This is a genomic window from Desulfonispora thiosulfatigenes DSM 11270 (genome assembly GCF_900176035.1).
Classification (GTDB): domain Bacteria; phylum Bacillota; class Peptococcia; order Peptococcales; family Desulfonisporaceae; genus Desulfonispora; species Desulfonispora thiosulfatigenes.
In genome coordinates this window covers 128,216-150,973 of the sequence record NZ_FWWT01000017.1, presented here as the reverse complement: position 1 = coordinate 150,973, position 22,758 = coordinate 128,216, and the positions used below count along the sequence as shown (strand labels likewise).

At 31.0% G+C, this 22,758-nt stretch carries 28 protein-coding genes, 3 tRNA genes and 1 rRNA gene; 7 read left to right on the top strand and 25 right to left on the bottom strand.

Annotation, left to right across the window (positions count from 1 at the left end; translation table 11 throughout):
- A 16S ribosomal RNA gene (locus B8965_RS07450) occupies positions 1 to 106 on the bottom strand; the annotation flags it as partial.
- A 619-nt stretch (positions 107 to 725) separates the two neighbouring features.
- Here B8965_RS07450 and B8965_RS07445 point away from each other — a divergent pair.
- The gene (locus B8965_RS07445; RefSeq protein WP_084053248.1) at positions 726 to 1,169 is read left to right on the top strand and encodes a hypothetical protein; all 444 of its coding nucleotides are present in this window, start codon (positions 726 to 728) and stop codon (positions 1,167 to 1,169) included.
- On the opposite strand, the gene B8965_RS07440 is transcribed toward B8965_RS07445, so the two are convergent.
- The 5 genes from B8965_RS07440 to B8965_RS07420 all read right to left on the bottom strand — a co-directional run bounded on the left by B8965_RS07440 (position 1,170) and on the right by B8965_RS07420 (position 3,886).
- Positions 1,170 to 3,146: an ATP-dependent helicase gene (locus B8965_RS07440; protein WP_159446308.1), complete on the bottom strand. Its 1,977-nt coding sequence runs from the start codon at positions 3,144 to 3,146 to the stop codon at positions 1,170 to 1,172.
- 23 nt (positions 3,147 to 3,169) lie between these two features.
- A complete protein-coding gene (locus tag B8965_RS07435) occupies positions 3,170 to 3,511 on the bottom strand; it encodes a hypothetical protein (protein WP_084053244.1) in 342 nt (113 codons plus the stop codon).
- 103 nt (positions 3,512 to 3,614) lie between these two features.
- Positions 3,615 to 3,688: transfer RNA gene (locus tag B8965_RS07430), tRNA-Gly, on the bottom strand.
- Positions 3,689 to 3,719: 31 nt separating this feature from the next.
- Positions 3,720 to 3,808, bottom strand: a tRNA-Leu gene (locus tag B8965_RS07425).
- A gap of 4 nt (positions 3,809 to 3,812) precedes the next feature.
- Positions 3,813 to 3,886 (bottom strand) — tRNA-Cys (locus B8965_RS07420).
- A gap of 234 nt (positions 3,887 to 4,120) precedes the next feature.
- Here B8965_RS07420 and B8965_RS07415 point away from each other — a divergent pair.
- Positions 4,121 to 4,363, top strand: a complete 243-nt coding sequence (locus B8965_RS07415) for a hypothetical protein (protein ID WP_084053242.1) — start codon at positions 4,121 to 4,123, stop codon at positions 4,361 to 4,363.
- A gap of 62 nt (positions 4,364 to 4,425) precedes the next feature.
- Here B8965_RS07415 and argH read toward each other — a convergent pair whose 3' ends face one another.
- The 3 genes from argH to argF form a co-directional block, all read right to left on the bottom strand.
- Complete coding sequence (gene argH / locus B8965_RS07410; protein ID WP_084053240.1) at positions 4,426 to 5,805, bottom strand: argininosuccinate lyase; 1,380 nt, start codon at positions 5,803 to 5,805, stop codon at positions 4,426 to 4,428.
- Positions 5,806 to 5,917: 112 nt separating this feature from the next.
- Positions 5,918 to 7,120, bottom strand: a complete 1,203-nt coding sequence (locus B8965_RS07405; protein ID WP_084053238.1) for an argininosuccinate synthase — start codon at positions 7,118 to 7,120, stop codon at positions 5,918 to 5,920.
- 25 nt (positions 7,121 to 7,145) lie between these two features.
- On the bottom strand, positions 7,146 to 8,078 hold the full coding sequence (argF, locus tag B8965_RS07400) for an ornithine carbamoyltransferase (RefSeq protein ID WP_084053236.1): 933 nt from the start codon (positions 8,076 to 8,078) through the stop codon (positions 7,146 to 7,148).
- Between the two features lie 120 nt (positions 8,079 to 8,198).
- Between argF and B8965_RS07395 the strand changes: the two genes are divergently transcribed.
- Positions 8,199 to 8,636 (top strand): zinc ribbon domain-containing protein, encoded by a 438-nt coding sequence (locus B8965_RS07395; RefSeq protein WP_084053234.1) that lies wholly within the window; start codon positions 8,199 to 8,201, stop codon positions 8,634 to 8,636.
- Positions 8,637 to 8,751: 115 nt separating this feature from the next.
- A complete protein-coding gene (locus B8965_RS07390; protein ID WP_084053232.1) occupies positions 8,752 to 9,132 on the top strand; it encodes a hypothetical protein in 381 nt (126 codons plus the stop codon).
- Between the two features lies 1 nt (position 9,133).
- Here B8965_RS07390 and B8965_RS07385 read toward each other — a convergent pair whose 3' ends face one another.
- Positions 9,134 to 10,300 carry a THUMP domain-containing class I SAM-dependent RNA methyltransferase gene (locus tag B8965_RS07385; protein WP_084053231.1) on the bottom strand — a complete coding sequence of 389 codons (1,167 nt, stop codon included), beginning with the start codon at positions 10,298 to 10,300 and terminating at the stop codon, positions 9,134 to 9,136.
- A gap of 95 nt (positions 10,301 to 10,395) precedes the next feature.
- Positions 10,396 to 11,220, bottom strand: coding sequence for a carbon-nitrogen hydrolase family protein (locus B8965_RS07380; protein ID WP_084053229.1), 825 nt, complete (start codon positions 11,218 to 11,220; stop codon positions 10,396 to 10,398).
- Positions 11,221 to 11,300: 80 nt separating this feature from the next.
- On the opposite strand from B8965_RS07380, the gene B8965_RS13075 reads away from it, so the two are divergent.
- The gene (locus B8965_RS13075; RefSeq protein WP_423237168.1) at positions 11,301 to 11,492 is read left to right on the top strand and encodes a response regulator; all 192 of its coding nucleotides are present in this window, start codon (positions 11,301 to 11,303) and stop codon (positions 11,490 to 11,492) included.
- 324 nt (positions 11,493 to 11,816) lie between these two features.
- Here B8965_RS13075 and hepT read toward each other — a convergent pair whose 3' ends face one another.
- The 4 genes from hepT to B8965_RS07355 all read right to left on the bottom strand — a co-directional run bounded on the left by hepT (position 11,817) and on the right by B8965_RS07355 (position 13,697).
- Positions 11,817 to 12,227 (bottom strand): type VII toxin-antitoxin system HepT family RNase toxin, encoded by a 411-nt coding sequence (hepT, locus tag B8965_RS07370; protein ID WP_084053227.1) that lies wholly within the window; start codon positions 12,225 to 12,227, stop codon positions 11,817 to 11,819.
- Positions 12,217 to 12,621, bottom strand: coding sequence for a type VII toxin-antitoxin system MntA family adenylyltransferase antitoxin (gene mntA, locus B8965_RS07365; RefSeq protein ID WP_084053225.1), 405 nt, complete (start codon positions 12,619 to 12,621; stop codon positions 12,217 to 12,219). The genes hepT and mntA overlap by 11 nt, the downstream gene beginning before the upstream one ends.
- Before the next feature lie 88 nt (positions 12,622 to 12,709).
- Positions 12,710 to 13,012 carry an AzlD domain-containing protein gene (locus B8965_RS07360; RefSeq protein WP_084053223.1) on the bottom strand — a complete coding sequence of 101 codons (303 nt, stop codon included), beginning with the start codon at positions 13,010 to 13,012 and terminating at the stop codon, positions 12,710 to 12,712.
- A complete protein-coding gene (locus B8965_RS07355; protein WP_084053221.1) occupies positions 13,005 to 13,697 on the bottom strand; it encodes an AzlC family ABC transporter permease in 693 nt (230 codons plus the stop codon). Before B8965_RS07355 ends, B8965_RS07360 begins: the two co-directional genes overlap by 8 nt.
- A 193-nt stretch (positions 13,698 to 13,890) precedes the next feature.
- Here B8965_RS07355 and B8965_RS07350 point away from each other — a divergent pair, with 193 nt between their 5' ends.
- Together B8965_RS07350 and B8965_RS07345 are read left to right on the top strand one after the other, a co-directional pair.
- The gene (locus B8965_RS07350) at positions 13,891 to 14,211 is read left to right on the top strand and encodes a hypothetical protein (RefSeq protein ID WP_084053219.1); all 321 of its coding nucleotides are present in this window, start codon (positions 13,891 to 13,893) and stop codon (positions 14,209 to 14,211) included.
- A gap of 100 nt (positions 14,212 to 14,311) precedes the next feature.
- Positions 14,312 to 14,641 carry a L,D-transpeptidase gene (locus tag B8965_RS07345; protein WP_242941950.1) on the top strand — a complete coding sequence of 110 codons (330 nt, stop codon included), beginning with the start codon at positions 14,312 to 14,314 and terminating at the stop codon, positions 14,639 to 14,641.
- 71 nt (positions 14,642 to 14,712) lie between these two features.
- Here B8965_RS07345 and B8965_RS07340 read toward each other — a convergent pair whose 3' ends face one another.
- From B8965_RS07340 to mgtE, 10 genes are all read right to left on the bottom strand, one after another.
- Positions 14,713 to 15,348, bottom strand: a complete 636-nt coding sequence (locus B8965_RS07340) for a trimeric intracellular cation channel family protein (protein WP_084053215.1) — start codon at positions 15,346 to 15,348, stop codon at positions 14,713 to 14,715.
- Positions 15,349 to 15,371: 23 nt separating this feature from the next.
- Positions 15,372 to 15,965 carry a GDYXXLXY domain-containing protein gene (locus B8965_RS07335; protein ID WP_084053213.1) on the bottom strand — a complete coding sequence of 198 codons (594 nt, stop codon included), beginning with the start codon at positions 15,963 to 15,965 and terminating at the stop codon, positions 15,372 to 15,374.
- Complete coding sequence (locus B8965_RS07330; RefSeq protein ID WP_084053211.1) at positions 15,952 to 17,028, bottom strand: DUF2157 domain-containing protein; 1,077 nt, start codon at positions 17,026 to 17,028, stop codon at positions 15,952 to 15,954. The genes B8965_RS07335 and B8965_RS07330 overlap by 14 nt, the downstream gene beginning before the upstream one ends.
- Before the next feature lie 112 nt (positions 17,029 to 17,140).
- Positions 17,141 to 17,575 carry a DUF4342 domain-containing protein gene (locus B8965_RS07325; RefSeq protein ID WP_084053209.1) on the bottom strand — a complete coding sequence of 145 codons (435 nt, stop codon included), beginning with the start codon at positions 17,573 to 17,575 and terminating at the stop codon, positions 17,141 to 17,143.
- A gap of 86 nt (positions 17,576 to 17,661) precedes the next feature.
- Complete coding sequence (recO, locus tag B8965_RS07320) at positions 17,662 to 18,405, bottom strand: DNA repair protein RecO (RefSeq protein ID WP_159446307.1); 744 nt, start codon at positions 18,403 to 18,405, stop codon at positions 17,662 to 17,664.
- A gap of 38 nt (positions 18,406 to 18,443) precedes the next feature.
- Complete coding sequence (locus B8965_RS07315) at positions 18,444 to 18,572, bottom strand: YqzL family protein (protein WP_144015882.1); 129 nt, start codon at positions 18,570 to 18,572, stop codon at positions 18,444 to 18,446.
- A gap of 187 nt (positions 18,573 to 18,759) precedes the next feature.
- Entirely contained in the window at positions 18,760 to 18,921 is a 162-nt protein-coding gene (locus B8965_RS12600; protein WP_200805893.1) for a hypothetical protein, read from the bottom strand.
- A gap of 2 nt (positions 18,922 to 18,923) precedes the next feature.
- Positions 18,924 to 20,906, bottom strand: coding sequence for a ferrous iron transport protein B (gene feoB / locus B8965_RS07310; protein WP_084053202.1), 1,983 nt, complete (start codon positions 20,904 to 20,906; stop codon positions 18,924 to 18,926).
- 16 nt (positions 20,907 to 20,922) lie between these two features.
- On the bottom strand, positions 20,923 to 21,141 hold the full coding sequence (locus B8965_RS07305; RefSeq protein ID WP_084053200.1) for a FeoA family protein: 219 nt from the start codon (positions 21,139 to 21,141) through the stop codon (positions 20,923 to 20,925).
- Positions 21,142 to 21,275: 134 nt separating this feature from the next.
- Complete coding sequence (mgtE, locus tag B8965_RS07300) at positions 21,276 to 22,643, bottom strand: magnesium transporter (protein WP_084053198.1); 1,368 nt, start codon at positions 22,641 to 22,643, stop codon at positions 21,276 to 21,278.
- Between the last annotated feature and the right edge of the window lie 115 nt (positions 22,644 to 22,758).

Genomic DNA, 22,758 nt, shown 5'->3' with positions numbered 1-22,758 from the left:
CTAACTTTTAGTATTTAGTAAACTAAATACTAAAAGTCCGTTCGACTTGCATGTGTTAGGCATGCCGCCAGCGTTCGTCCTGAGCCAGGATCAAACTCTCCATTAATATCCTGCAAGCTCAAAACCAACTTTTGGCTTTGTTATTTATCCGTTTGTTACTTGTGGTCTGTTTCTTTATAACTGTTTGATTTTCAAAGAACAACTTGTTTAGAAGACTTGCGTTAAGTGCTTGTCTTGCTTTGTAGCACTCTTCTAATATTTTCTTTTGTTTCACGCCCTGTTGTGGCGACAAAACTTATCTTATCATTTTAAATTGTTTGTGTCAACATTTATTTATGTGTTTAAAATGTTTGGCATCCCCTCTTGGCGACAAGATTTATCTTACCATCATTTAAATATTTGGTCAACCTTATTTAAATTTGTTTTTGTAGTATTTTGTTTTTTACTGCATATATATTATATTTCTATGCTATTTCTTTACTTCTAAGGTATTTTTACTTGATATTAATTCTATTATTGCCAACCAGTAGTAACTTTATTCTATATTTACATTTCATTTTATCCATGATATTGTATTATTACCTTTTTTTCAAAAACTTTTTTTTGATAAATTATCAACTAAAGGCATAAACTGAAATACTATATTCTATTACATGATATATGGTCTATAAATTGGTACGAAATAGCCTAACAGTGAATACTATTATTTAAAAGGAGGTATTACTATGCAAAATAATTGCAAAAGAATTGATACTACTGAACATGATACAATTAAACCTTTGGTTGATTGTAATTGGGAACAAGAGGTTGAAATTTACGACTGCATTAAAGGATGGTGTCATGAAAAATGGCAATTAACCTTAACTTCGCCTCAAAGTTTAAAACTGTTTATTGAAGATGTAGGATGTCCAGGAGACTTTTTTGAACTTTATATTAATGACGAACACATCGGCACCACTTTTAAACCAAATACTTGGGGCTACTCACAGCGTGGTGAACTTAGTTCTGGCATTTTTATAGTTTCCTTATCCCCTGGTACTTACTCAATAAAAGTAAGAAATGCTGGTTTTGATGATCATAGTGCTGAAGAAATATTAAAAGAAAAAATGTGTCCGTCAGGTTTTAAAATCAAAGGAACTCTTTCTCCTTTAATTAAATCAGTAAAATAACTATATAGTTTCTAAATCAGCTAATTCTAAAAGGAGCAATTTAGTTTCTCCGCTAAAAAAACTCACTTCAACCATAGTGTCTTTAGAAGGATCTTCAGATATAGAAGTGATTTTTCCTTTACCAAACAAAGGATGCTTAATAACCATTCCTTCTACAACATTATTCTTATCCACTAAAGATATAGAGGGTTTCTTTTTTACTTCAAGGAAATTATCCTTATGTAAGACATCAAAAAAACTAATTCCATTCCCAATTTCATTTATAAAAGGAGAAGGTTTTAGTTTTTTAGTACTCCCTCTGTAAATTTTAGTCTTAGGATAAGATATCACAAGACGATTTTTTGCCCTTGTCATAGCAACATAAAAAAGTCTTCTTTCTTCTTCTATAGCATCCTTTGATTCACTATTATAATGGGGAAATAAAGAACTTTCAGTACCTACTACAAAAACATTATTATATTCTAAACCTTTTGCAGTATGTACTGTCATTAATTTTACAGAATTAGTATCCTCTTCAACCTTCGTATTATCAATAAACTGGAGAAACTCCGCAATGCTTGTGTTTTTTTTGTCAAAACTATTTACAACCGACCTAAATTCTTCAACGTTATCTAAAACCCTTTCCCCTTCACTGCTTTTATCCTTTTTTAAAAAATTAAGATAACCGGTATCATTTATTATTTTGTCATATATTTTTTCTAGTTTTACTTCATTTTCTAATTCTTTAATAAAATTTGGAATAATACCTTTGTTATAATCAATTCCATTAATGCCGATACATCTTTTAAATAAAGATACAATTTGAAAAAACGAGGAATTGTCATTCTTATCTAGAATGATTTTATAAAATGCTAAAAGTTCCATTATCTCTTTTCGCGCAAAAAAACCCACGCCACCCAAAATCTGATAAGGTATTGCGGCTGCCGAAAAAACTTCTTCAAAAGTCCTACTAACAAGATGAACTCGGTACAAAACAGCAAAATCTGAATATTTCATTCCTTCGAGGATTCCTTTTTTAATTACTGAGGCAATAAACTTTGCTTCTTCTTTTTCAGAATCAAAGACTTTAATTGCATGTCCTATTCCTACTTCTCTAGTACTTCGTAATTGCTTATCTCTTCGAATAGTATTATTTCTAATTAATTTATTTGCTACTTTTACTAATCTTTGCGTAGAGCGATAATTTTCTTCTAAGTAGAAAGTTTTAAGACTTGGAAAATCCTTTTCTAAATTAAGCATTATACTTACATCTGAACCACGAAACGAAAATATAGCCTGATCAAAATCCCCTACACATAATAAATTGTTATTTTTCTTTACTAAATTATATAAAATATCATATTGAACTGGGCTTACATCCTGAAATTCGTCGACAATTACATGACTAATTTTTTGATTATAGTATTCTAAAGCTTGCCAATTATGTGCTAAAACGTACTGACTCCAGGTTAATAGCCCATCATAATCCATCAGATTTTTATTCATCAATATTTTCATATAACGATTATAAAGTTCCTTCAAGCCATCCTTTTCTAACATTTCCTTGTTTCTTAAATTTCGTGAAAGAGTCAATCTTTCTAAAACATAGCTAGGGTGTTCTCCTATTGATAATTCTTTTATCAGTCCTCCTATAATCATATAACCTTGACCATCATCAATGATTGAAAAATCACGATTATATCCTGGTGGTGAAAATTTCCGTAATAAACTAACTGCAAAGGAATGAATAGTTGATATATTGATATTAAAAATATTCATCTGTTTCATTCTGTTTTTCATTTCATTGGCAGCTTTATTAGTAAATGTCACAGCAAGTATTTCTTCAGGCTTAATTCCTTTTACTTCAACTAATTTAGATAAATAATATTGAATAGTTGTTGTTTTTCCAGTTCCAGGTCCAGCTACTACTAGATTAACTCCTTCTAAGCTTTCAAGAATATTTAACTGTTGCTCATTTAATCTTTTCTTATTACTCAATTTCCCACCCCCCATTGGAGTATTTAACTTTTTATTATCCATATACCAACCACCATAAATAAATAAGCTATTAGTACTCTTAGAATAGAGAGTTTATCTCCTAGTATAGTTACGGAAAATATTAGAATCATAATATAATATATAAATGTTTGACCAGATAATAAGAACGGAAAATTTTTAAAAATCTGTTGGCCTTTAATAAATCCCATTCCTAATGATACATTAGCAGCTACCATTAATGGTATCATATATATATTAAATTTTAATACTTTTATAAAAACAGGATCAATAAATTTTACTTGTAATGTCATTATTAGTGCTATTAGCAATGATCCTAAGGTTAATAAACCTGTTATTATTAGCATTTCTTCAACCCCTAATATTTGTATATTAATAATGTATACAAATTGTGCTAATTATATTTATATATAAAAAAATAAACCTTCCAAATTGGAAGGTTTATTTTAATGGAGCGGGTGAAGGGAATCGGACCCTCGCGACTGGCTTGGAAGGCCAGGGCTCTACCACTGAGCTACACCCGCATAGTAAAAGTAGATATTATCTACTTTTAAATGGTGCGAAAGATCGGAATCGAACCGATACGGGATTTAAGTCCCGCAGGATTTTAAGTCCTGTGCGTCTGCCAGTTCCGCCACTCTCGCAAATTGGAGGCGACACCCAGATTTGAACTGGGGGTAGTGGATTTGCAGTCCACGGCCTTACCACTTGGCTATGTCGCCACCTGACATTTATATATACTATCACCTTATATTTAATATGTCAACAATTTATAGAAAAAAATTTCAGTTGTCTTCAAACTCTTTTAAAATTCAGTAAAATTTGCACTTTATCTTATCCTATCTTAATTCATTAAATAAATTTACTGCAATTATTGGCATATGCTTATTTAAACTTTTATAGTTTTATATTATAATATAATTATTCTGACAATAAATTAAAAAGGGGTTTTGAAAATGACAACCTGCGAAAAAGCTGCCAAATGTCCTTACGCTAATTTAGAATTACCTTTGGACCAAGACGCAAGTAAAAAATACGCTGATAATTATTGCTTTGGAGACTTTAATTCTTGTGCAAGATTAAAAGTTTGTAATGCCATTGGTAAACCAAATGTTCCACGCGATCTTTATCCAGATCAACATGAGGCTGCAGATGCTTTAATTAAAGCTATAAATCCTTCTTGGACTACTGAAGCATAGAAAAAAGAGGCTGTTTTAAAAGCAATTTCTAAAAAAATTGTTTTCAAGACTAGCCTCTTTTTTTAATTATTTGCTAAATATTCTTTACCTTTTAGGATACTATATCTCACTTGATCTGGAGCAGGTCCACCTATGACATTTCTTTTTTCTACGCAGGTATATACTGAAATTGCTTCATAAATATCATCTTCGATTAAATCTGAAAACTCTTTATACTTTTCTAAAGGAATGCTATCTAAATCACTTGAGATACTAATACAATAAGCAACAAGTTTTCCTGATACCTCATGAGCATCTCTAAATGGTAATCCTTTTTTAACTAAATAATCAGCTAAATCAGTAGCATTTGTAAATCCGCCTTTAGCTGCATTTAACATATTTGCTCGATTGATTTTCATGGTTGCTATCATCGGTGTAAAAACAATTAAACATTTTTTCAAAGTATCTATAGAATCAAATAAACTTTCTTTATCTTCTTGCATATCTTTATTGTAAGCTAATGGTATGCCTTTCATTACAGTCAGCATTGTCATTAGGTTTCCATATACCCTGCCTGTTTTTCCTCTAATTAATTCCGCTACATCTGGATTTTTCTTTTGTGGCATTATACTACTTCCTGTACTATAAGCATCATCCAATTCAATGAACCTTACTTCTTGGGAAGACCAAAAAATTATTTCTTCACAAAAGCGGCTTAGATGCATCATAGCCATGGATGCACAGCTAATAAATTCTATTACATAATCCCGATCACTTACGGAATCCATACTGTTTAACGTTATACTACTAAAACCTAATTCCTCACTAACTTGTTCTCTATTAATGGGAAATGTGGTACCAGCTAATGCCCCTGCGCCTAGAGGTAAAATATTAACCCTTTTGCCGCAATCTCTTAATCTATCTAAATCTCTTGAAAACATTTGAAAATAAGCCATTAAATGATGAGCAAAGGTAACTGGCTGAGCTCTTTGTAAATGAGTGTATCCAGGCATTACCGTATCCAAATGTCCACTACTTAAATCCAATACTGTATTTAATAATTCTTTAAACATTTCTGCTAAAATTTCAATTTCAGTTTTTAGATACATTTTTGCATCTAAAGCTACTTGGTCATTTCGGCTACGACCAGTATGTAATTTTTTACCTACTTGACCAATCTTCTTAGTTAAAAGAACTTCGACGTTCATGTGAATGTCTTCAGCACTAACATCAAATTCTACTTGTCCATTTTCAATTTCTGTAATAATTTCTTTTAAACCTTTAATAATTAAGTCTGCATCTTGTTTAGGAATTATTCCTGTATCCCCAAGCATCCTTGCGTGAGCTATACTACCTGTAATATCAAAATAGTATAAGCGCTTATCAAATGAAATAGATGAATGAAAGTCCTCTACTAATTTATCTGTACTTTTGCTAAATCTTCCACCCCATAATTTGCCCATGTTTATCACTCCCTAAAGTTAGTAAGTGAGTGAGTAATTAGTGATAATTACTCCACTTAAAGATTTAAACTATTTTTACTCTACTCACTTAACCAAACTTATGCTTATTCATTTATTTGTTTTGATTCTTTTTCATCATTGCATTAACTTTTAAAGGCAATCCAAATAAATTAATAAATCCTTCTGCATCTTTTTGATTATATACTTCTTCTTCACCAAAAGTAGCTAAGTCTTCATTGTATAAAGAATATGGAGATTTAACTCCAGCTGATAAGCAATGTCCTTTATATAATTTGATTCTAACTGTACCAGTTACATTATTTTGAGTTTCGTCAACAAATGCAGCAAGAGATTGTCTTAAAGTCGTAAACCATAAACCATCGTATACTAATTGGGAATATTTGATGGATACTACTTGCTTATATTGAAGAGTATCTCTATCAAGAGTTAGGGATTCTAATTCAAGATGTGCATTATGTAATAATGTTCCACCTGGGGTTTCATATACTCCTCTTGATTTCATACCTACTAAACGGTTTTCTACCATATCTATAATTCCTACACCATGTTTGGCTGCTAGTTCATTAGCCTTTTCTAATAAAGCAAGGGCTGATAATTTTTCTCCATTAATAGCTACTGGTACACCTTGTTCAAATTCTATTTCAACATATTCAGCTTCATCTGGTGCATCCATTGGATTTTTACTAACCATGTATAAATCAGCCATAGGCTCATTCCATGGATTTTCTAAGTCTGCTCCTTCGTGACTTAAATGGAATACGTTTCTATCCATACTATAAGGGCGTTTTTTCGTTACTGGTACTGGAATTCCTCTTTTTTCCGCATAGTCTACTGCATCTTCTCTAGATTTAATATCCCACTCTCTCCAAGGAGCGATAATTTTAATATCAGGATTTAAGGCTTTAATTCCTAATTCAAAACGAACTTGGTCATTACCTTTTCCAGTTGCACCATGGGCTATATAATCTGCTCCTTCTTTTTCTGCTATTTCAACTAAGCGCTTTGCAATTAATGGACGAGCAGTAGATGTTCCTAAAAGATATTTATGTTCATAAATACATCCGGCCTTAAGAGCTGGGAAAACATAATCTTTTACATATTCTTCTTTTAAGTCTTCGATATATAATTTACTTGCACCTGATTTAATAGCTTTTTCATGTAATGGTTCTAATTCTTCACCTTGGCCTAAATCTGCAGCCATACAAATTACTTCACAATCATAATTTTCTTTTAACCAGGGAATAATTATTGATGTGTCTAATCCTCCAGAATAAGCTAAAACTACCTTTTTCATATATATTCCTCCCAAAATTGAATGCCTATAGTAAAGCAGCTAAAATCCCTTTGTGTGCATGAAGTCTGTTTTCCGCTTCATCAAAAACAACTGACCTTGGTCCGTCCATTATTTCATCTGTTATTTCTTCTCCTCTATGAGCCGGTAAACAATGTAGGATTATCGCTTCCTTACTAGCTAATTCTACTAATTCCTTGTTTAATTGAAAACCCTTAAAATGATTTATTTTTTCTTCTCTATCATTTTCTTGTCCCATGCTTATCCAAGTATCCGTATATAAAGCATCCGCACCCCTTACTGCCTCTTTAGGGTCATTAGTAATAATAATATTTCCACCTTGTTCTTCAGCGATACATTTAGCATAATTTACCACCTCTGTTTCTGGTTCGTATCCTACAGGGGTGGCCACTCTAACTTCCATGCCTAGCTTTGCTCCTACAATCATTAAAGAATTGGTCATATTGTTACCATCACCGATATAGGCAAGTTTTATTCCTTCTAATTTTCCTTTATGTTCTAAAATTGTCATCATATCAGCTAAGGCTTGGGTAGGATGGTAAGAATCAGTTAATCCATTAATAACTGGAACACTTGCATATGTTGCTAACTCTTCTACTTCGGCTTGATCAAAAGTTCTGATCATGATACCATCCACAAAACGAGATAAAACCTGAGCTGTATCTCCAATAGTTTCTCCTCTACCCATTTGTAGTTCCTTTGGACTTAAAAACAAGGCATTTCCACCTAGTTGATACATCCCCACTTCAAATGAAACCCGAGTTCTAGTTGAAGATTTTTGAAAAATCATAGCTAAACTTTTCCCCTGTAAAGGATAATCTCTTTCACCATTTTTCTCTTTTTGCTTTATATTTAAAGATAAATCTATTAAATACTTTATTTCATCAGGACTATAGTCTTTTAAGGTTAAGTAATCTCTACCTTTTAAATCAATATTCATATAAGCACCTCCGTCTTTGTATAATTATACATTTTTACGCATAAAAATTCAACATTTCTTTATAAACATTTTTAAAATTTTAACTATAATATAGTAAAGATAATTTATGGGGGTAGAAAAATGAGTTTTTTTGAAAAGTTAGGAGATCACGTAGAGTATTTTGGTCAAAAGTCTAAAAAGGTTATTGAGGATAAAGCTAATACTCTAGGTCAAAAATCGAAAGAAATAGTTGGCATAGCAAGGTTAAATATTATGATTACTCAATTAGAAATTGACTTGAAAGATAAATACACCAAACTAGGAGCTATCGTTTATAAGTCATATCGAGAAGAAAATCTTAATACCTTTACTTTAGAAAAGCTGTGTCATGAAATAGATGTCCTTACAGAAGGTCTGGATGAACTTAATGCCAAATTAGATGAACTACAATTAAAACCTATTTGTCCTAAATGCGGAGAAAAAAACATGAATCAAGCTATTTATTGTAGTTTTTGTGGAAACTTACTTCCTAAAAAAACGGAAGATAACAGTGATTATATAGATTTAAATAAAAAATAATCTTTAAATCCATTATTTCGAACGGATTTGGAATCTTATTCATATTCTATTATAAATAGTATTTTACCCTTTTTATTAAATAACTATTGGGTAACTTAAGAATAGGACTGATAGTATGATTCTTCAAGAAATTAAATGGATTCGTTCCCATAAATCGAAACTCTGTCCAACATTACGCAAAAAAATCTTAGAATTATATCGCCCTATAAAATATGTGCCATTTTGTTTTCAAAAATACGCCAAATCTCTTAATCATTATTTACACAAACTTCCTGTTATTATTCAATATGATTGCCTTCAGAATCATCTAGAAATCGAAAAATTAGCTAATTCACTTAGTTGCAAGATAGATCAAAGCCTACCTACAATTAATGCTTTTGTGGCTAAAGTTAAAGTAAAAGATTTAAAAATATTAGTTGAAAATGATAAAATTACAAAGATTTGGTACGACAATGAGGTTTATGCCATTTTAAGTGAAGAGAAAGAAGGATGCTAGTTTAATTAGCATCCTCTTTTGTATTCTCGTTATCCCTTTTAGGTGGACGAGGCCCATAATATTGATAATAATCAATTTTTATATTTCCATTATATAATTTTCTTTTTCTGTCTGCTCTTTTACCAAAAGCTTTTTCAAACTCTTCATATGAAGTAATAATGTAATACGACCAAGAATCATGTGCTCTAAATGCCTTGCCCATTTCTTTATAAAGATTTATTATTTCCTTTTCCTCACTTAAACGTTCTCCATAAGGTGGATTACAAATGATTACCCCATATTTTTTTGCACTACGCCACTCATTTACCGGCATCTTTTGAAAATGAATATCGTCTTCTACGAAAGCTTCACTTGCATTTCTTCTGGCTACTTTCAGAACTTCTTCATCAATATCCGTTCCAATTATCTGTAGTTTTCGGTCAAAGTTAGCTAAATCATGTGTTTCTTTTCTAGCCTCTCTCCAAATGTCTTTAGAAATCACTGGCCATTCTTCACTCGCAAAACTTCTATTCATACCAGGGGCAATATTTTTTCCAATTAAAGCAGCTTCTATAGGTATAGTTCCTGAGCCACATAATGGATCTACTAATAATCGATCAGGATTCCAATATGATAATTGGATAAGAGCAGCTGCCATAGTTTCTTTTAAAGGAGCAGTTCCAATATGATCACGATAACCTCTTTTATGTAGACCTGCACCGCTCGTATCAATGGTTAAGGTTACTATGTCTTTTAAAATTGCGACTTCTATTTTATATAAAGGTCCATCTTCATCAAACCATGAAACATTATATTTATTTTTTAAGCTTTCTACTACAGCCTTTTTCACAATAGCTTGGCAATCAGGTACGCTATATAAAGTAGATTTTATAGACTTTCCACTCACAGGAAACTCAGCATCTTCGCTAATCCAGTCTCCCCAAGGAAGAGCTTTGGTCTTTTCAAATAATTCATCAAACGTAGTAGCTTTAAATTCTCCAATTACTAATTTAACTCTATCAGCCGATCTTAGCCATAAATTACTTCTAGCTATGGCTAATAAATCTCCTTCAAATATTATCTTTCCATCTTCTACTCGTACATTTTCATAGCCAAGTTTTTGTACTTCTCTTTTTACTATTGCTTCTAATCCAAAAGCAGCCGTTGCTATTAAAGTTACTTTTTTCATTAATTTTCTCCTTTTTTCTCGTTTAACTTAGTATAAGCTATTTTACTTGAAATAATCCAAATTGTATAGGTAATATCTTCTAGAGTTCTATGCTATTATTTCTTATAAATCAATTCATAAAGATCGTGGCGTAAATGTTTTAAAACCGGAATTTGATTTCTAATCGCTTCTACTTGAGCTATGTCTATTTCTGTTACTAAAATTTCTTCTCTTTCCGTTAGTTTATCGGTAATTTTTCCAAAAGGATCTACAATCAAGGAATTTCCATAACCTATGTAACTACTATCATAATTTCTAGCCCCGGCTGCACCAATCATATATACTTGATTATCTACTGCTCTAGCTCTAAATAACAATTCCCAGTGAAGAGGTCCTGTAGTCATGTTAAAAGAAGCTGGCACAATAATAAGTTTTACCCCTTTTTGGACTAATAATCTTGAAAGTTCAGGAAATCTAAGATCATAACAAATTATTACCGCCATTTTACCAAAAGGTGTTACAAAAATAGCTAAATCATTTCCGGAAGTTAGGGTATCAGACTCTTTAAATTTTTGCCCTCCTACCACATCAATATCAAATAAATGAATTTTACGATGTTTAGCTATTTGTGCACCTGTATTATTAAAAACATATGAAGTATTATATGTTTTATCCCCTTCTATTTCTGGGATAGACCCACCTACTAGATAAATATTGTTTTCTTTAGCAATCTTAGCTAAAAAACCCCAAGTCCTGCCCCGCTCCTCTTCTGCGTAATGAATAAAATTACTCGTTTCATAAGGGCAATTAAACATTTCTGGTAAAACAATAAAGTTAGCCCCCTTACCTACTGCTTCCTTAATCATTTTTTCTGCCTTCATTAAATTTTCTTCCTTAGAATCTACCGTTTTCATTTGAATTAAACCAATCTTTAATTCCATTTAGAATACCTCCTTAAAATAATGAAAACTATTAATAACTTGGCAACATTTTAAAAGTATAATAGGGTTGGGTGATTTATATGGAAAATAAAAAAATATTAATAATTGAAGATGAAGTTTCTATTGAGGATATTCTTAGCTATAAGTTAAAAAAAGAAGGTTACAATATTAAATATTGTACCACGGGTACTAAAGGTTTAGAGGAAATTAAAACTTTTATGCCTAATCTTGTTCTTTTAGATCTTATGCTTCCTGATAGGAGTGGTTTTTAAATTTGTAAATAAATAATAATTATAAAATTCCCATCATTATGCTAACAGCACGAGAAGATATAGTTGATAAAGTTTTAGGTTTAGAATTAGGGGCGGATGATTATATAATGAAGCAAGAGATGAGGGTCTAAAACTTATCAAATTTAATTTATAAAAATCTTAAGTTTAAATCAATATTTTATCCTTAACCACATTAAAGGGCTGATTGGAGATGATTTACAATATCTCCAATCAGCCCTTTTCTTTAATTTTAAAGAAAATTATCGTGTAAAATAGTATGCTTTAAGTTAAAAATTAAAAATAATTGCCTCGTAATAGTTACGTTTAAAACTCTTTTAAAATAATTTGCTTGGTATACTCCTGAAAATCTGTAAGATGATTTTCAATAATTTTTTGCACTACTTTCAGATTAAGTTTTTGATAATCATGAACAGCAACATTTCTAAACCCTACCATTGCCTTAAGATTATCAGCGATATTTTTAGCTATTATTTTATTTTCTTGTAGTATTTCAAAAACATCCCGACTTGTCTGGGGAATACCTAGTTTCTTTTCTGCAATTATATGCATTCCAATATCTAGACTTGCTTCACATGCTCTTTGAATATTTAAAATTATCGAATCTTGTTTAGTATAATTTTTTAGATTTTCAGAGTTATTATCATATTCTTCGGCTATTCTTTTTAAACATCGCTCTATAGTTTGAATTTTATTTAAGATAACATCACTTTCCATAAACTCTACCACTTTCTTTTATTTTTTCGATAACAAACTTTCTTTCTTCATTTAAACGAGTATATTTTTTAAGGGCAGTAAGTTCAAAAAGCATTCTTTTTTGTTCATCACTACAATATATTACTTTGCCTGTTCCAATTATTTGAGCTTGAAAAACGGTGGATGCATTTGTTAAATCAATTAAGTCAACTTCTCTTCCGATGATATCAGCTAACCTTTGTGCTATCATAAACAATTCATAATCACTAAATTTTTTTTCACTTATAAAGGCGACATCAAGATCACTATTTTTATGTGTAGATTCTTTGGCAAAAGATCCAAAAATTATGATTAAATAAGGTGATAATTTATCTCTTAAATAATCTGTTATTTTTCTTTGCTCATTTTCCTCCATTTTATCCACCTCAAAAAATGCTTTATTAAACTTATTATATCAGATAAATTTATTAATATTATGTAGTGCAACACTAACGTTTAATTCCTTAAATTAAAAGCACTAGAAATGTTGTTAGTATTGCTCCTATGACAGGTATTATTATGCCTCCTTTATTCCAACTATAAACAAGGGCAAATGCTCCTCCTAAGAGCGAAGCTATGGGCATAGAAGGTGTGGCTGTAAATATACCTGGAATAATCAGTGCACCTAAAGCCGTATAAGGAATAAATGTTAATACCCGATGTACTTTTGGTGGTAATTTGATTTTTTCTAAAAATAAAAAAGGAAGCAACCTAGGAATATAGGTAACAACCATCATCCCAATTATTATGTAATAGATATTATTCATATGAAACTACTTCCTCCTTGAATAAATATAATCCTAAGGTAGATACTAAAATAATTGCAAAAATTATGCTCCAACCTTGAGGTAAAAATTTCATTTTTCCAAAAATAAAATTTACCAGTCCTGATAAACTAGCTAAGACTATAGCTTTATTAGATTTTTTAGCCTCAGGTACTAAAATTGCAATAAACATGGCATAAAGAGCTACTTCCATGCTTGTCCTTAAAATTTCTGGTAGTACTCCACCTATTAAATAGCCTAAAACAGTTCCACCAACCCAGCCTAAATAAGAAATAACTTGTATAGGTAGGAGGTATTCCTTTAAAAGCTTACCTTCGATAAATGAAGTTATAGAAAATGCTTCATCAGTTACTCCAAAACTAATTATAGGTAGCCATTTTTTGTTTTTAACTTCTAATTTTGTTGCTAAAGAAGCACTCATTAAAAAATGACGAAAATTCACCAAGAAAGTAGTTAAGATAATGCTTCCTAGTCCCGCTCCCGCTACAAATAAACTTAAAGCTATAAATTGACTTGACCCAGCAAAAACAAGAGCTGAGAAAAGTGTGGTCTCTAAAAAAGAGAGCCCTGCATTTTTGCTTAATATCCCAAAAGTCATCGCAATGGGTACAAAACCAATAAAAAGAGGAATACCTGCTACCATTCCGGCTTTAATTTCTTTATTCATGTAAATCCTCCTTAAATTAAATTACTATAGGCCTTTTATCATTGTAATTATTACTGTAGATTAATGTCAACCTTATCCATAATATTCACATAATTTCATATACCATTTTTAATTTTGTAAAATTTATAATTGCAACAAAATTGCATAAATAAAAACCACTATCCTGGTTAAACTAAGATCAGGAGGTGACATCATGCCCTCAATATTATCTTATTTTCGCTCAGAAGAAACTGCCCAAAAGGTTAAAAACATGTTGCAAAATTTAGGTGCTGAAGAAACACAAGTAGATAGAATAAAAAATTCTTTCCTACAAAATGAATATGAATATTCGCACCCTATTAACCCGGATTCTTTAACTCTGACAAACTCAGTTGGTGATACAGGACAAGAAGTAGGTATATACAATAATTATAATGATGTTGGACATCATAATGTTATTCTTACTGTTATCACCTCTGATAATAATCATGAAGAGTGTGTAAATATTATTAGACAGTATGGAGGCATGGTTTAATTTTTTGAACTCACAAGTAAAATTTACTTGTGAGTTTTTTTGTCACCAATTTTTTAAAATAGAATACTATACATTAAACTAAAACATGACAGGTGATTATATGTATAGTATAACAATTAATACCACGGCTCGTACACTTACCGTACATAAAAATGGTGCTTGGTATAGATCTTATCCTGTTGCGGTAGGTAAAGCATCTACTCCAACACCAAAAGGAACTTTTACTATTGTTAACAAAGCAATTAATCCTGGAGGTCCCTTTGGTGCTCGCTGGTTAGGTTTAAGTAAGCCTCACTACGGTATCCACGGAACTAATAATCCTTCTTCCATAGGTAAAGCTGTCTCTAATGGTTGCGTTCGAATGTATAATAATAATGTTATTGAGTTAGCAAGTTTTATTCCGCTTAGAACTGTGGTCAATATTATTTAATAATTTTGAAAGGGCTACTAGCAAACTGACCTTTAATTGGTTCGTCTGCGGTAGCCCTTTTAATTTATTATCTATAACGTTTCTTTTACTGATGCTGATGCACTTTCTCTTTTAGCTACCATTAGATTAATATTATATTTCATGGATGCTACTCTTACTAAAAATGTAACCGTAAAACAAATATACATAGCTGAATTTTCCGTAAAAAGATTTAAAGATAATAAATAAATTAAAGAGCCTAAAATTGAAGCTGAACCATAAATTTCTTTACGAAATACAAAAGGAATTTCTTTTACAAAAACATCCCTTATTATTCCCCCTCCAGCACCTGTACTTAAAGCTAGTAAAGCTACGACAAAAGGAGAAGTTAAATCATTAGCTATAGCTATACTTGCCCCGATAGTTGTGAACGCACCTAAACCAAGAGCATCAGAAAGCTGAATTGGATATCTAAACTTTAATAATTTATCATGGAAATGAAAAACAATTATAGCAGAAACGATACTCATTATTATAAAAGATGAACTACTAAAAGCAGTAGGAGGAGTTTGCCCAATTAATACGTCCCTTACGACTCCTCCACCTAAGGCTGTAGTTACAGCTAAGGTTACTACACCTAGATAATCTAATTCTTTATTAATCCCAACTAAAGCCCCTGATATAGCAAAAGCAATCGTACCTATAATTTCAAAAACTTCAATCAGCATCCTTTTCTCCTCCGTATAATTACTTACTTTATGTCAGTTAAGATTCCGTAGCCATTTAATAATTTAACCTTGGCTAATACCTTTCCTTCACGAGCCCTCTTTTCCAGTTCTTCTCCTGTATTTTCTGCTACAAAGTATTTGTCTAATCCAAAGTTAATATAGATAGGTTCAGGTCCTTGCTCAGTTATTAGTTCTTTTTCGATTTCAGGAATCTTATCATCATAATGAATAAACTGATAATAGTTTACAATCTTACCTTTTATATAAGGCTTATCACTTGGCCTTTCTAAACTAATATAAGCTATATCAGCTTTACTATTTTTAATTTTCAAAACTCCATAAATAGTTCCATTATTAGTAGCCTTTTTTACTTGTCGTGTATCTGTAAATTCCTTGTTTTGCAATGCTACAGGAAATTTTTCTATGGGTATTTCCTCAATCTCATAACCTAAATTTACATAATCTCCTCTAAACACATCTCTGGGATCAAAAGGTCTAGTTTCTAATAATATTTCATCCCCTAGCATTATGGTTGTTAGTGGTTTTATAGTTAAACTTATTAAGAAAAGTGCGGGAATTAAAATAGCAATAATAAATGTTTTTTTATTTATATGCATCTAAAGCACCACGCTTTCTCAGCTTTTCAAAATGATATCCAAAACCTAATAAAATTAATCCACCAATAATGAAAAATGCTGATTTTGGCATGAAATTATAAAAGGTATCAAAATAATATCTAAATATTGTGAGACAAATAAATACTAAAGATATTATATTTCCTTTATTAGTTAGAAATAATAAAAATACTAAATATAAAAGAGCAAAAATAATACTAGCTGTTATAGCATACCTCTCAGGTATAATATTCCAGTTACCTTTAAAAGTCAAAATTAATCCTGCTATTCCAAAAACAAGATTACCTTGTAAAATAAATATTTCCGGGTCTAGCTTTACAGGTTTTAGGTACATCACTAAACCAATTATGAAAAATATTGCAGCTATATATAATTCATGAATATTATATTTAATCAAAAAATAAAGTATTGTATTTAATAAAACTAAATTATTCAAAAAGGTTCCAAAACTAAATTCACCAAAATCTTTATTAAAATAATAAAACACAATTAATAAAGTTAATATCACATAAGGTGATCCATCTAAGTCAAATTGACCATTTAAATAAATTAAGGAAAGAAGATGAGCAAATATATAGATAATTTTATCTTTTAAAATAATTCCAACAGGTAATATCCCAATACACCAGTAAAGAAAGGCGTCACTATAATGACCTCCAAAATTGAACATTTGCCCAATGAGAAAAATTCCTGAACCATATATTAAACATCCTACATAAACTAAACTCACAGCTAGTTTGTTGTTTTTTTTCATTAGTTTCCATGCCGCAAAGTTAATAGCCAAATAAAAGAAGATAATTACAGAAAACTTACTTACTTTACTCATAACTTGCCAATTACTTGCGATAAAAGATAAAACACCTAAACCTATTAATAAAGCTCCCACCGTTAATAAAACTTTAATAAAGTTAAGCTTATTTTTTTGTTCATACAAATTCATTATATTTTCAAATTCTTTTTCAGAAATTATTTCTTTTTTCTGAGCATAAGTTAGTTCTTTTTTCAGAAAGTTATAATTATCTTTGCTTATTTCTTTTTTATTCACCCTTTCACATCCTTTTATTTTCTTTATAGAAATCTTACCACAATTACTTTTTAAGGTAAATCAAAAAGAATGCCACCATAAATAGACGACATTCTTTTAAGTGAAATTTATATCAACTATCTTTGTTTTCGCTAGTTAAATCTATAATTTGAGTTTCTACTTCGCCATTAGGTCTTTCTATTTCAATTGAATATTTATTTGCCAGGGCAACCACAGTTCCAATTATGCCAATCAAACCTAATGCAGGATTTAAAAAACCAAAGCCTACTCCGACAGCTCCTATATTTGCTGGAAACTCTACGATCACCTTATCATCTTTGACGATTCTAATTTTATTGACATTACCTTTTTTAAGTATTTCTTTTACTTGATCTAATAGTTTATTACTTTTATCCTTGATGTCTTCTTCTATTTTAACTGTATTTTCCTCAAGGTAAATTAAAGCTGAGACAACATCTCCATTTGTGGCATCTAGTGCTTCCTTTGCCTGACGGTACCCTACATTAGCTCTTTCTCTGATTATATCAATTTTCTCTAGTTCATCCATTTTTTATCACTCCTGGGAAAATTATTACCTACCAAAATATTATATGTTTAATTTGACTTTTATTTATAAAATGTTATTTTATCTTTTTATAATATTGTATCTAATACTTGCTTTGATTTTAACCTTTTACCTAAAATGTAAGTAATATATTCATCTAATATATTATCGATTTCTTTTAAAGCATTAGGTGAAATCTTAATTCTACTAAATTTAAGTAAATCCATATCCATCATTTTTTGTAAAACTATCTTGCTTTCCCCACTAATATTTATAGTTTTGAAGGTTAAATTCTTTTTACATTCACTACAAATTAATCCACCTAGGTTTGGACTAAATATTAAATTATTATCTAAACCTTGCCCACATTCGGTGCAAGACTCCAGCTCAGGTTTATATCCTAGATAATCTAATAAGCGAACTACGATTAAATGAGTTGTAGATAAAGGTTCTAAGAAAGATAATAAATACTTGCTTTTTAAAATTAAAGTAAAGAGTTCTTCGTCATTTTCAGCTTCTGGTAGTAAAGCGTCAATTAATTCAGAAATGAAAGATGCATAGTTCATCCTATCAAATTCTGATCGTAAGGGCAAAAAGGAATTTATGTTTTCACTTTGCGTTACAGTGGCTAAGTTTTTCCCTATATATAAGCTAAGGTTAGAATGACTAAAAATTTGTAAGCCACCCCTTAATTTACTTTTAGTTTTACGTACCCCTTTTGCAATTGCTGTGATCTTTCCTAACTTTTGTGTGTAAATAGTTATTAATTGATCTGCTTCTTTATAATTTCGGCTTCTTAAAATAATGCCTTCTGTAACAACTAAATTTTTCATACAACTCATCCTATTCAATTGCCTACTAAATATCTATTCTATATGTTTTCTTCATTTACCGCTAGTAGAGGGGCTTCCTTTTCTTCATAATAATTTTTATACATCAAATAAGCGTTAATAGTACCAGTCTTCTCAAAGTAATTCCAAAAAAATTCATCGATCTGCATACCAACCATCCTTTCTGATGTTATGTTACAAGATTAGTTTTCCTATCTCTATGTTAGGTATACTCACCTTCTTTTTCCACCTACTTAAATTATAGCTCATTCTTACAAATAAAGTAAATATATCTTTGCAAAATTTAGTACTATTTATTTTTGAACTCTTTAAAAAAAGAGATACCCATGGGCATCTCTAGTCATTTTTCATTTTTTTATTTACTTTATTTAACAAACTTTTTTCTTTGCATTTTCCACAATTTGTGCAACCACCAAGATGAATTAAACTTTTAAAACACCTTGGACATCTAAATTCTCCTTCTTTAATTTCATAACCACATTGAGAGCATTTCTCCATATTTATCCCTCCTGGGAGAGAGTTTTAATATTAGTTTTAGATCTTGGTCTGATCTTACATAGCAATGAAGTTAAACCTGCCCCTGCCATGAAAATTAAAATTGCAAAAATAATACCTGTGTTTTCATTTGCAAATACGCCTGTTAATTTATTTACAACTCCACCTACTAGAAATGCGATAATTAAAGAACCAAACCACATAATAGCAGCTTCTGTTTTATTACGTTCTTTAAATAATACTAAAATTGCTGCAATACATGGTACAAATAATGTAATTACAATTAAAGCTATTATCATTGCAAGTGGTTCTAAAGATAAGTCTGTAAGACCTGCTGCTCCAAAGTCACGACGTACAATACCCATTACAAAAGCAGTAGCCGCTTCTTTAGGTAGGTTTAACCATCCCACAATTAACGGAGCTAGAAATTCTTGAATCTTTGTTAAAGCTCCTGATAAATTTAAAACGCTTATTAAAAATGCACCGAATGCAAATAAAGGAAACGCTTCTTTTAAAAATGCATAAGACTTATTATAAGTTTTTTTAAGGACATTACTTAATCTTGGTAATCTAAGTGGTGGTAAGTCAATTAACAAATCTGTAGATTTACCTGGTAATAAACGATTTAATAATGTTCCTACTATCGCCATAACCGATATTATCACGATAACATATAGCATAATATATAGAGGACTTAAGCCGGCTAACAGACCTACAATTACCCCTAATTGTGCAGAGCAGGGAATAGCTAAAGCCAATAAGAAAATTGCTATTCTTCTTTCTCTTACAGAACCTAACATTCTTGTTACCACTGTTGCTAAAGTAACACAACCAAATCCTAAAATCATTGGAATAATAGCCCTGCCATTTAATCCCACACTTGATAATAACCTATCAGTTAATGCTGCAATTCTTGGTAAATAACCTGAATCTTCAAATGTTGATAAAAAGAAGTAAAATCCTACTACTAATGGCATTAATAAACCTAAAACATAAGTAACAGTCATAGTTAAAACGCCATATTCTCCGGCTAGGATATACCCAAACCAATGTTCAATATTGATAAAGTTACCTACAATTCCTCTAACAAAAGGTTCATATATTCCACCCATAATAGTTTCTTCAGTAAATCCTACAACTGTTTGAGCAACAAAAACTCCTATCGTTTGATACATAAGATATAGGGCTATAAACAAAATAGGAAAACCAGTAATAGGTGTAATCATCCAACGACCTAATTTAGTTTTAAAGCTGACACCTTCTTTATTTTCTGTAACAGTTTTTCCAACTATATAATTTACTCTTTCTCTTCTTTTTACATAAATTTCTTCTCTGTTCTCTAAAGATTCCACTCCATGTCTTTCTGAAATTACTGGGTCACCTTCAAGTATTAAAAGTGCTTCACCTTGATTGGCTACTTTTGTATTCATGTTAATTAATAACTCGGTTAAATCACTATGAGAAATATTACCAACCTTTGCATTGTAAATGTTTTTGATTACTTCACTAATTCCTTTACATTCAACAGCTACTGTTTTATATACAGGTACTCCTAGTAGATCTGATAATAATTCTGCATCTACTTTAATACCTTGTTTTTCTGCATCATCAATCATATTAAGTGCAATAATAACTGGTACACCTGTGTCGATTATTTGCTGGGTTAAAAACAAATCTCTCTCTAAATGAACTGCATCAACGACATTTAACACCAAATCAGCTGATAAAATAACATCTCTAGCAATTCTTTCTTCATCGTTAAAAGAAGATATACCATATACCCCCGGGGTATCGATAACTAAATCATCTTTAAATTTCCCATGAGAAATATCTAAGGTCGTACCTGGATAGTTAGATACATCCACATACATTCCTGTTAATGTATTAAAAAATACTGATTTTCCCACATTGGGATTACCTGCTAATACTATTTTTTTGCCACCTTCAGGCAAATCTATCTGTATATTGCTACCATGACAATGAGACATAGTAAGCCTCCTTCCCTTATACTAGTTCTACTAATATTTCTTTTGCTAAATTATTTCCCACAGCAATTTCTTGTTTATTTTTTCGTAAAATAACAGGACCTGCTGGAATTATTTCATCACAAATAACTACACTACCTATGCTAATTCCAAATCTAATAGTCTGAGCTCTAACTATATCATTAGGAATAGACAAAATCTTAAAACTTTGATTTTTTTTAACATCAGCTAATACCATAAGCAACCTCCTAATTGATATTGATAAACATTATCATTTGTTAATTATATTCTACTATATTACTCGGAATAAATAAAGCCTATTTTTTAAAAAAATAAAAAATCAGTAACTTTTAAGCTACTGATTTTTTTAACTTACAGCATATAATTAAGTAAAAGTGTAGCTAATGTTGAATAGATTATTAATCCAACTATATCAATAGACGTGGTAATAAAAGGAGCTGAGGCTACAGCTGGATCTACACCAACCTTTTTAAAGATAATAGGCACTAAAGTACCCATGGTAGCGGCTGTAAACATATTTCCTAACATTGCAAGCCCTACCACAACGCCTAAAGCTATACTTCCTTGCCACACATAAGCCACTAAAGCAACCATGCTCCCTAAAACTAATCCTAAAGAAACTCCAACCATTGATTCTCTTAAAATAGTCTTGATAACTGTATTTGGATTTATTTGCCCCGTTGCAATACCGCGTACAGTTACAGTCGAGGACTGGGTACCTACGTTACCACCCATTCCTGTTAATAAAGGAATGAAAAAGGCTAAAGCCACAACAGCACTAAGTTGATCAGAAAACTTACCTAAGACGTGTCCTGAAAATAATCCTCCTAGCATGGTTACTAACAACCACGGTAATCTGGATTTTATTGCTGTTAAATATTTTGCAGTCACTTCTTCTTCTCCAGAATAGGTACCTGCTAATCTATATATATCCTCAGTAGCTTCTTCATGAATAACATCTATAACGTCATCGACAGTAATAATTCCCACTAAATGATTTAAATCATCCACAACTGGAATTGCTAATATATCATATTTAGAAACTAAATTTGCTACAACCTCTTGGTCTTCACAAACATTTACACTAATAAATTTTTTGCGCATTATTTCTAAAATTAAGCTATCAGGACTAGTAACAATTAATTCCCTTAGGGATATAACTCCTACTAATTGATTCTTTAAATTTATAACATATACATAATAAACAGTTTCAGCATCTGGGGCAATATCCCTTAACACTTCAATTGCTTTAGCAGCCGTAATGTTTTCCGGAATTGCTACATATTCTGTGGTCATAAGTCCACCGGCTGAATCTTCATCATAATCCATTAATTCCTGGACATCTGCAGCATCATGGGCTCTTAAAAGTTTCAAAAACTTATCTTGCTCTTCTTCTGGTAATTCTCCTAAAAAGTCTGCTACATCATCAAAAGGCATTTTTTCTAAAATTCCAGAAATTCTATTGTGTGGTAAGTTCTCTAGTAACTCCACCACTAATTCTGTTTCTAGTTCATTTAAAACATCAGCAGCTAACTCATTATCAAGGAGGGATAATAAATAGCTTTGATCTTTCTCGTTTTTTAAACTTAGTAATGTATCAGAAACATCTACAAAGTGCATCTCTTCTAAAATTTCTTTAAGCTTTTTATCTTCTAAAGAATGAATTAGGTCCCTAATTGTGTTTAGAAGTCTTTCATTTTGTTCTCTACGTTGCTTCATAGCTCCTCCTTACTGGGAAGCTATTATAAGTAAACGGCTCCCCTAAACCCTATTAAATTTTTTGACCTTCGACTACACGGATTGCCGTCCAATTCAGGTTCACCTCTTTTAAATA

What these genes read in the sequence shown, in the direction of transcription:
- B8965_RS07335 (WP_084053213.1), bottom strand. Translation starts at nt 15,965, where the DNA reads ATGCATATAAATAAAAAAACATTTATTATTGCTATTTTAATTCCCGCA.
- mntA (WP_084053225.1), bottom strand. Translation starts at nt 12,621, where the DNA reads ATGGAGGAAAATGAGCAAAGAAAAATAACAGATTATTTAAGAGATAAA.
- argH (WP_084053240.1), bottom strand. Translation starts at nt 5,805, where the DNA reads ATGGGCAAATTATGGGGTGGAAGATTTAGCAAAAGTACAGATAAATTA.
- B8965_RS07380 (WP_084053229.1), bottom strand. Translation starts at nt 11,220, where the DNA reads ATGGAATTAAAGATTGGTTTAATTCAAATGAAAACGGTAGATTCTAAG.
- B8965_RS07355 (WP_084053221.1), bottom strand. Translation starts at nt 13,697, where the DNA reads ATGAATAAAGAAATTAAAGCCGGAATGGTAGCAGGTATTCCTCTTTTT.
- B8965_RS07345 (WP_242941950.1), top strand. Translation starts at nt 14,312, where the DNA reads ATGTATAGTATAACAATTAATACCACGGCTCGTACACTTACCGTACAT.
- feoB (WP_084053202.1), bottom strand. Translation starts at nt 20,906, where the DNA reads ATGTCTCATTGTCATGGTAGCAATATACAGATAGATTTGCCTGAAGGT.
- B8965_RS07405 (WP_084053238.1), bottom strand. Translation starts at nt 7,120, where the DNA reads ATGAAAAAGGTAGTTTTAGCTTATTCTGGAGGATTAGACACATCAATA.
- B8965_RS13075 (WP_423237168.1), top strand. Translation starts at nt 11,301, where the DNA reads ATGGAAAATAAAAAAATATTAATAATTGAAGATGAAGTTTCTATTGAG.
- B8965_RS07315 (WP_144015882.1), bottom strand. Translation starts at nt 18,572, where the DNA reads ATGCAGATCGATGAATTTTTTTGGAATTACTTTGAGAAGACTGGTACT.
- B8965_RS07395 (WP_084053234.1), top strand. Translation starts at nt 8,199, where the DNA reads ATGAGTTTTTTTGAAAAGTTAGGAGATCACGTAGAGTATTTTGGTCAA.
- B8965_RS07350 (WP_084053219.1), top strand. Translation starts at nt 13,891, where the DNA reads ATGCCCTCAATATTATCTTATTTTCGCTCAGAAGAAACTGCCCAAAAG.
- B8965_RS07325 (WP_084053209.1), bottom strand. Translation starts at nt 17,575, where the DNA reads ATGGATGAACTAGAGAAAATTGATATAATCAGAGAAAGAGCTAATGTA.
- B8965_RS07390 (WP_084053232.1), top strand. Translation starts at nt 8,752, where the DNA reads ATGATTCTTCAAGAAATTAAATGGATTCGTTCCCATAAATCGAAACTC.
- B8965_RS07435 (WP_084053244.1), bottom strand. Translation starts at nt 3,511, where the DNA reads ATGCTAATAATAACAGGTTTATTAACCTTAGGATCATTGCTAATAGCA.
- mgtE (WP_084053198.1), bottom strand. Translation starts at nt 22,643, where the DNA reads ATGAAGCAACGTAGAGAACAAAATGAAAGACTTCTAAACACAATTAGG.
- B8965_RS07305 (WP_084053200.1), bottom strand. Translation starts at nt 21,141, where the DNA reads ATGGTATTAGCTGATGTTAAAAAAAATCAAAGTTTTAAGATTTTGTCT.
- B8965_RS07340 (WP_084053215.1), bottom strand. Translation starts at nt 15,348, where the DNA reads ATGCTGATTGAAGTTTTTGAAATTATAGGTACGATTGCTTTTGCTATA.
- B8965_RS07445 (WP_084053248.1), top strand. Translation starts at nt 726, where the DNA reads ATGCAAAATAATTGCAAAAGAATTGATACTACTGAACATGATACAATT.
- B8965_RS12600 (WP_200805893.1), bottom strand. Translation starts at nt 18,921, where the DNA reads ATGGAGAAATGCTCTCAATGTGGTTATGAAATTAAAGAAGGAGAATTT.
- recO (WP_159446307.1), bottom strand. Translation starts at nt 18,405, where the DNA reads ATGAAAAATTTAGTTGTTACAGAAGGCATTATTTTAAGAAGCCGAAAT.
- B8965_RS07385 (WP_084053231.1), bottom strand. Translation starts at nt 10,300, where the DNA reads ATGAAAAAAGTAACTTTAATAGCAACGGCTGCTTTTGGATTAGAAGCA.
- hepT (WP_084053227.1), bottom strand. Translation starts at nt 12,227, where the DNA reads ATGGAAAGTGATGTTATCTTAAATAAAATTCAAACTATAGAGCGATGT.
- B8965_RS07415 (WP_084053242.1), top strand. Translation starts at nt 4,121, where the DNA reads ATGACAACCTGCGAAAAAGCTGCCAAATGTCCTTACGCTAATTTAGAA.
- B8965_RS07360 (WP_084053223.1), bottom strand. Translation starts at nt 13,012, where the DNA reads ATGAATAATATCTATTACATAATAATTGGGATGATGGTTGTTACCTAT.
- argF (WP_084053236.1), bottom strand. Translation starts at nt 8,078, where the DNA reads ATGAATATTGATTTAAAAGGTAGAGATTACTTAACCTTAAAAGACTAT.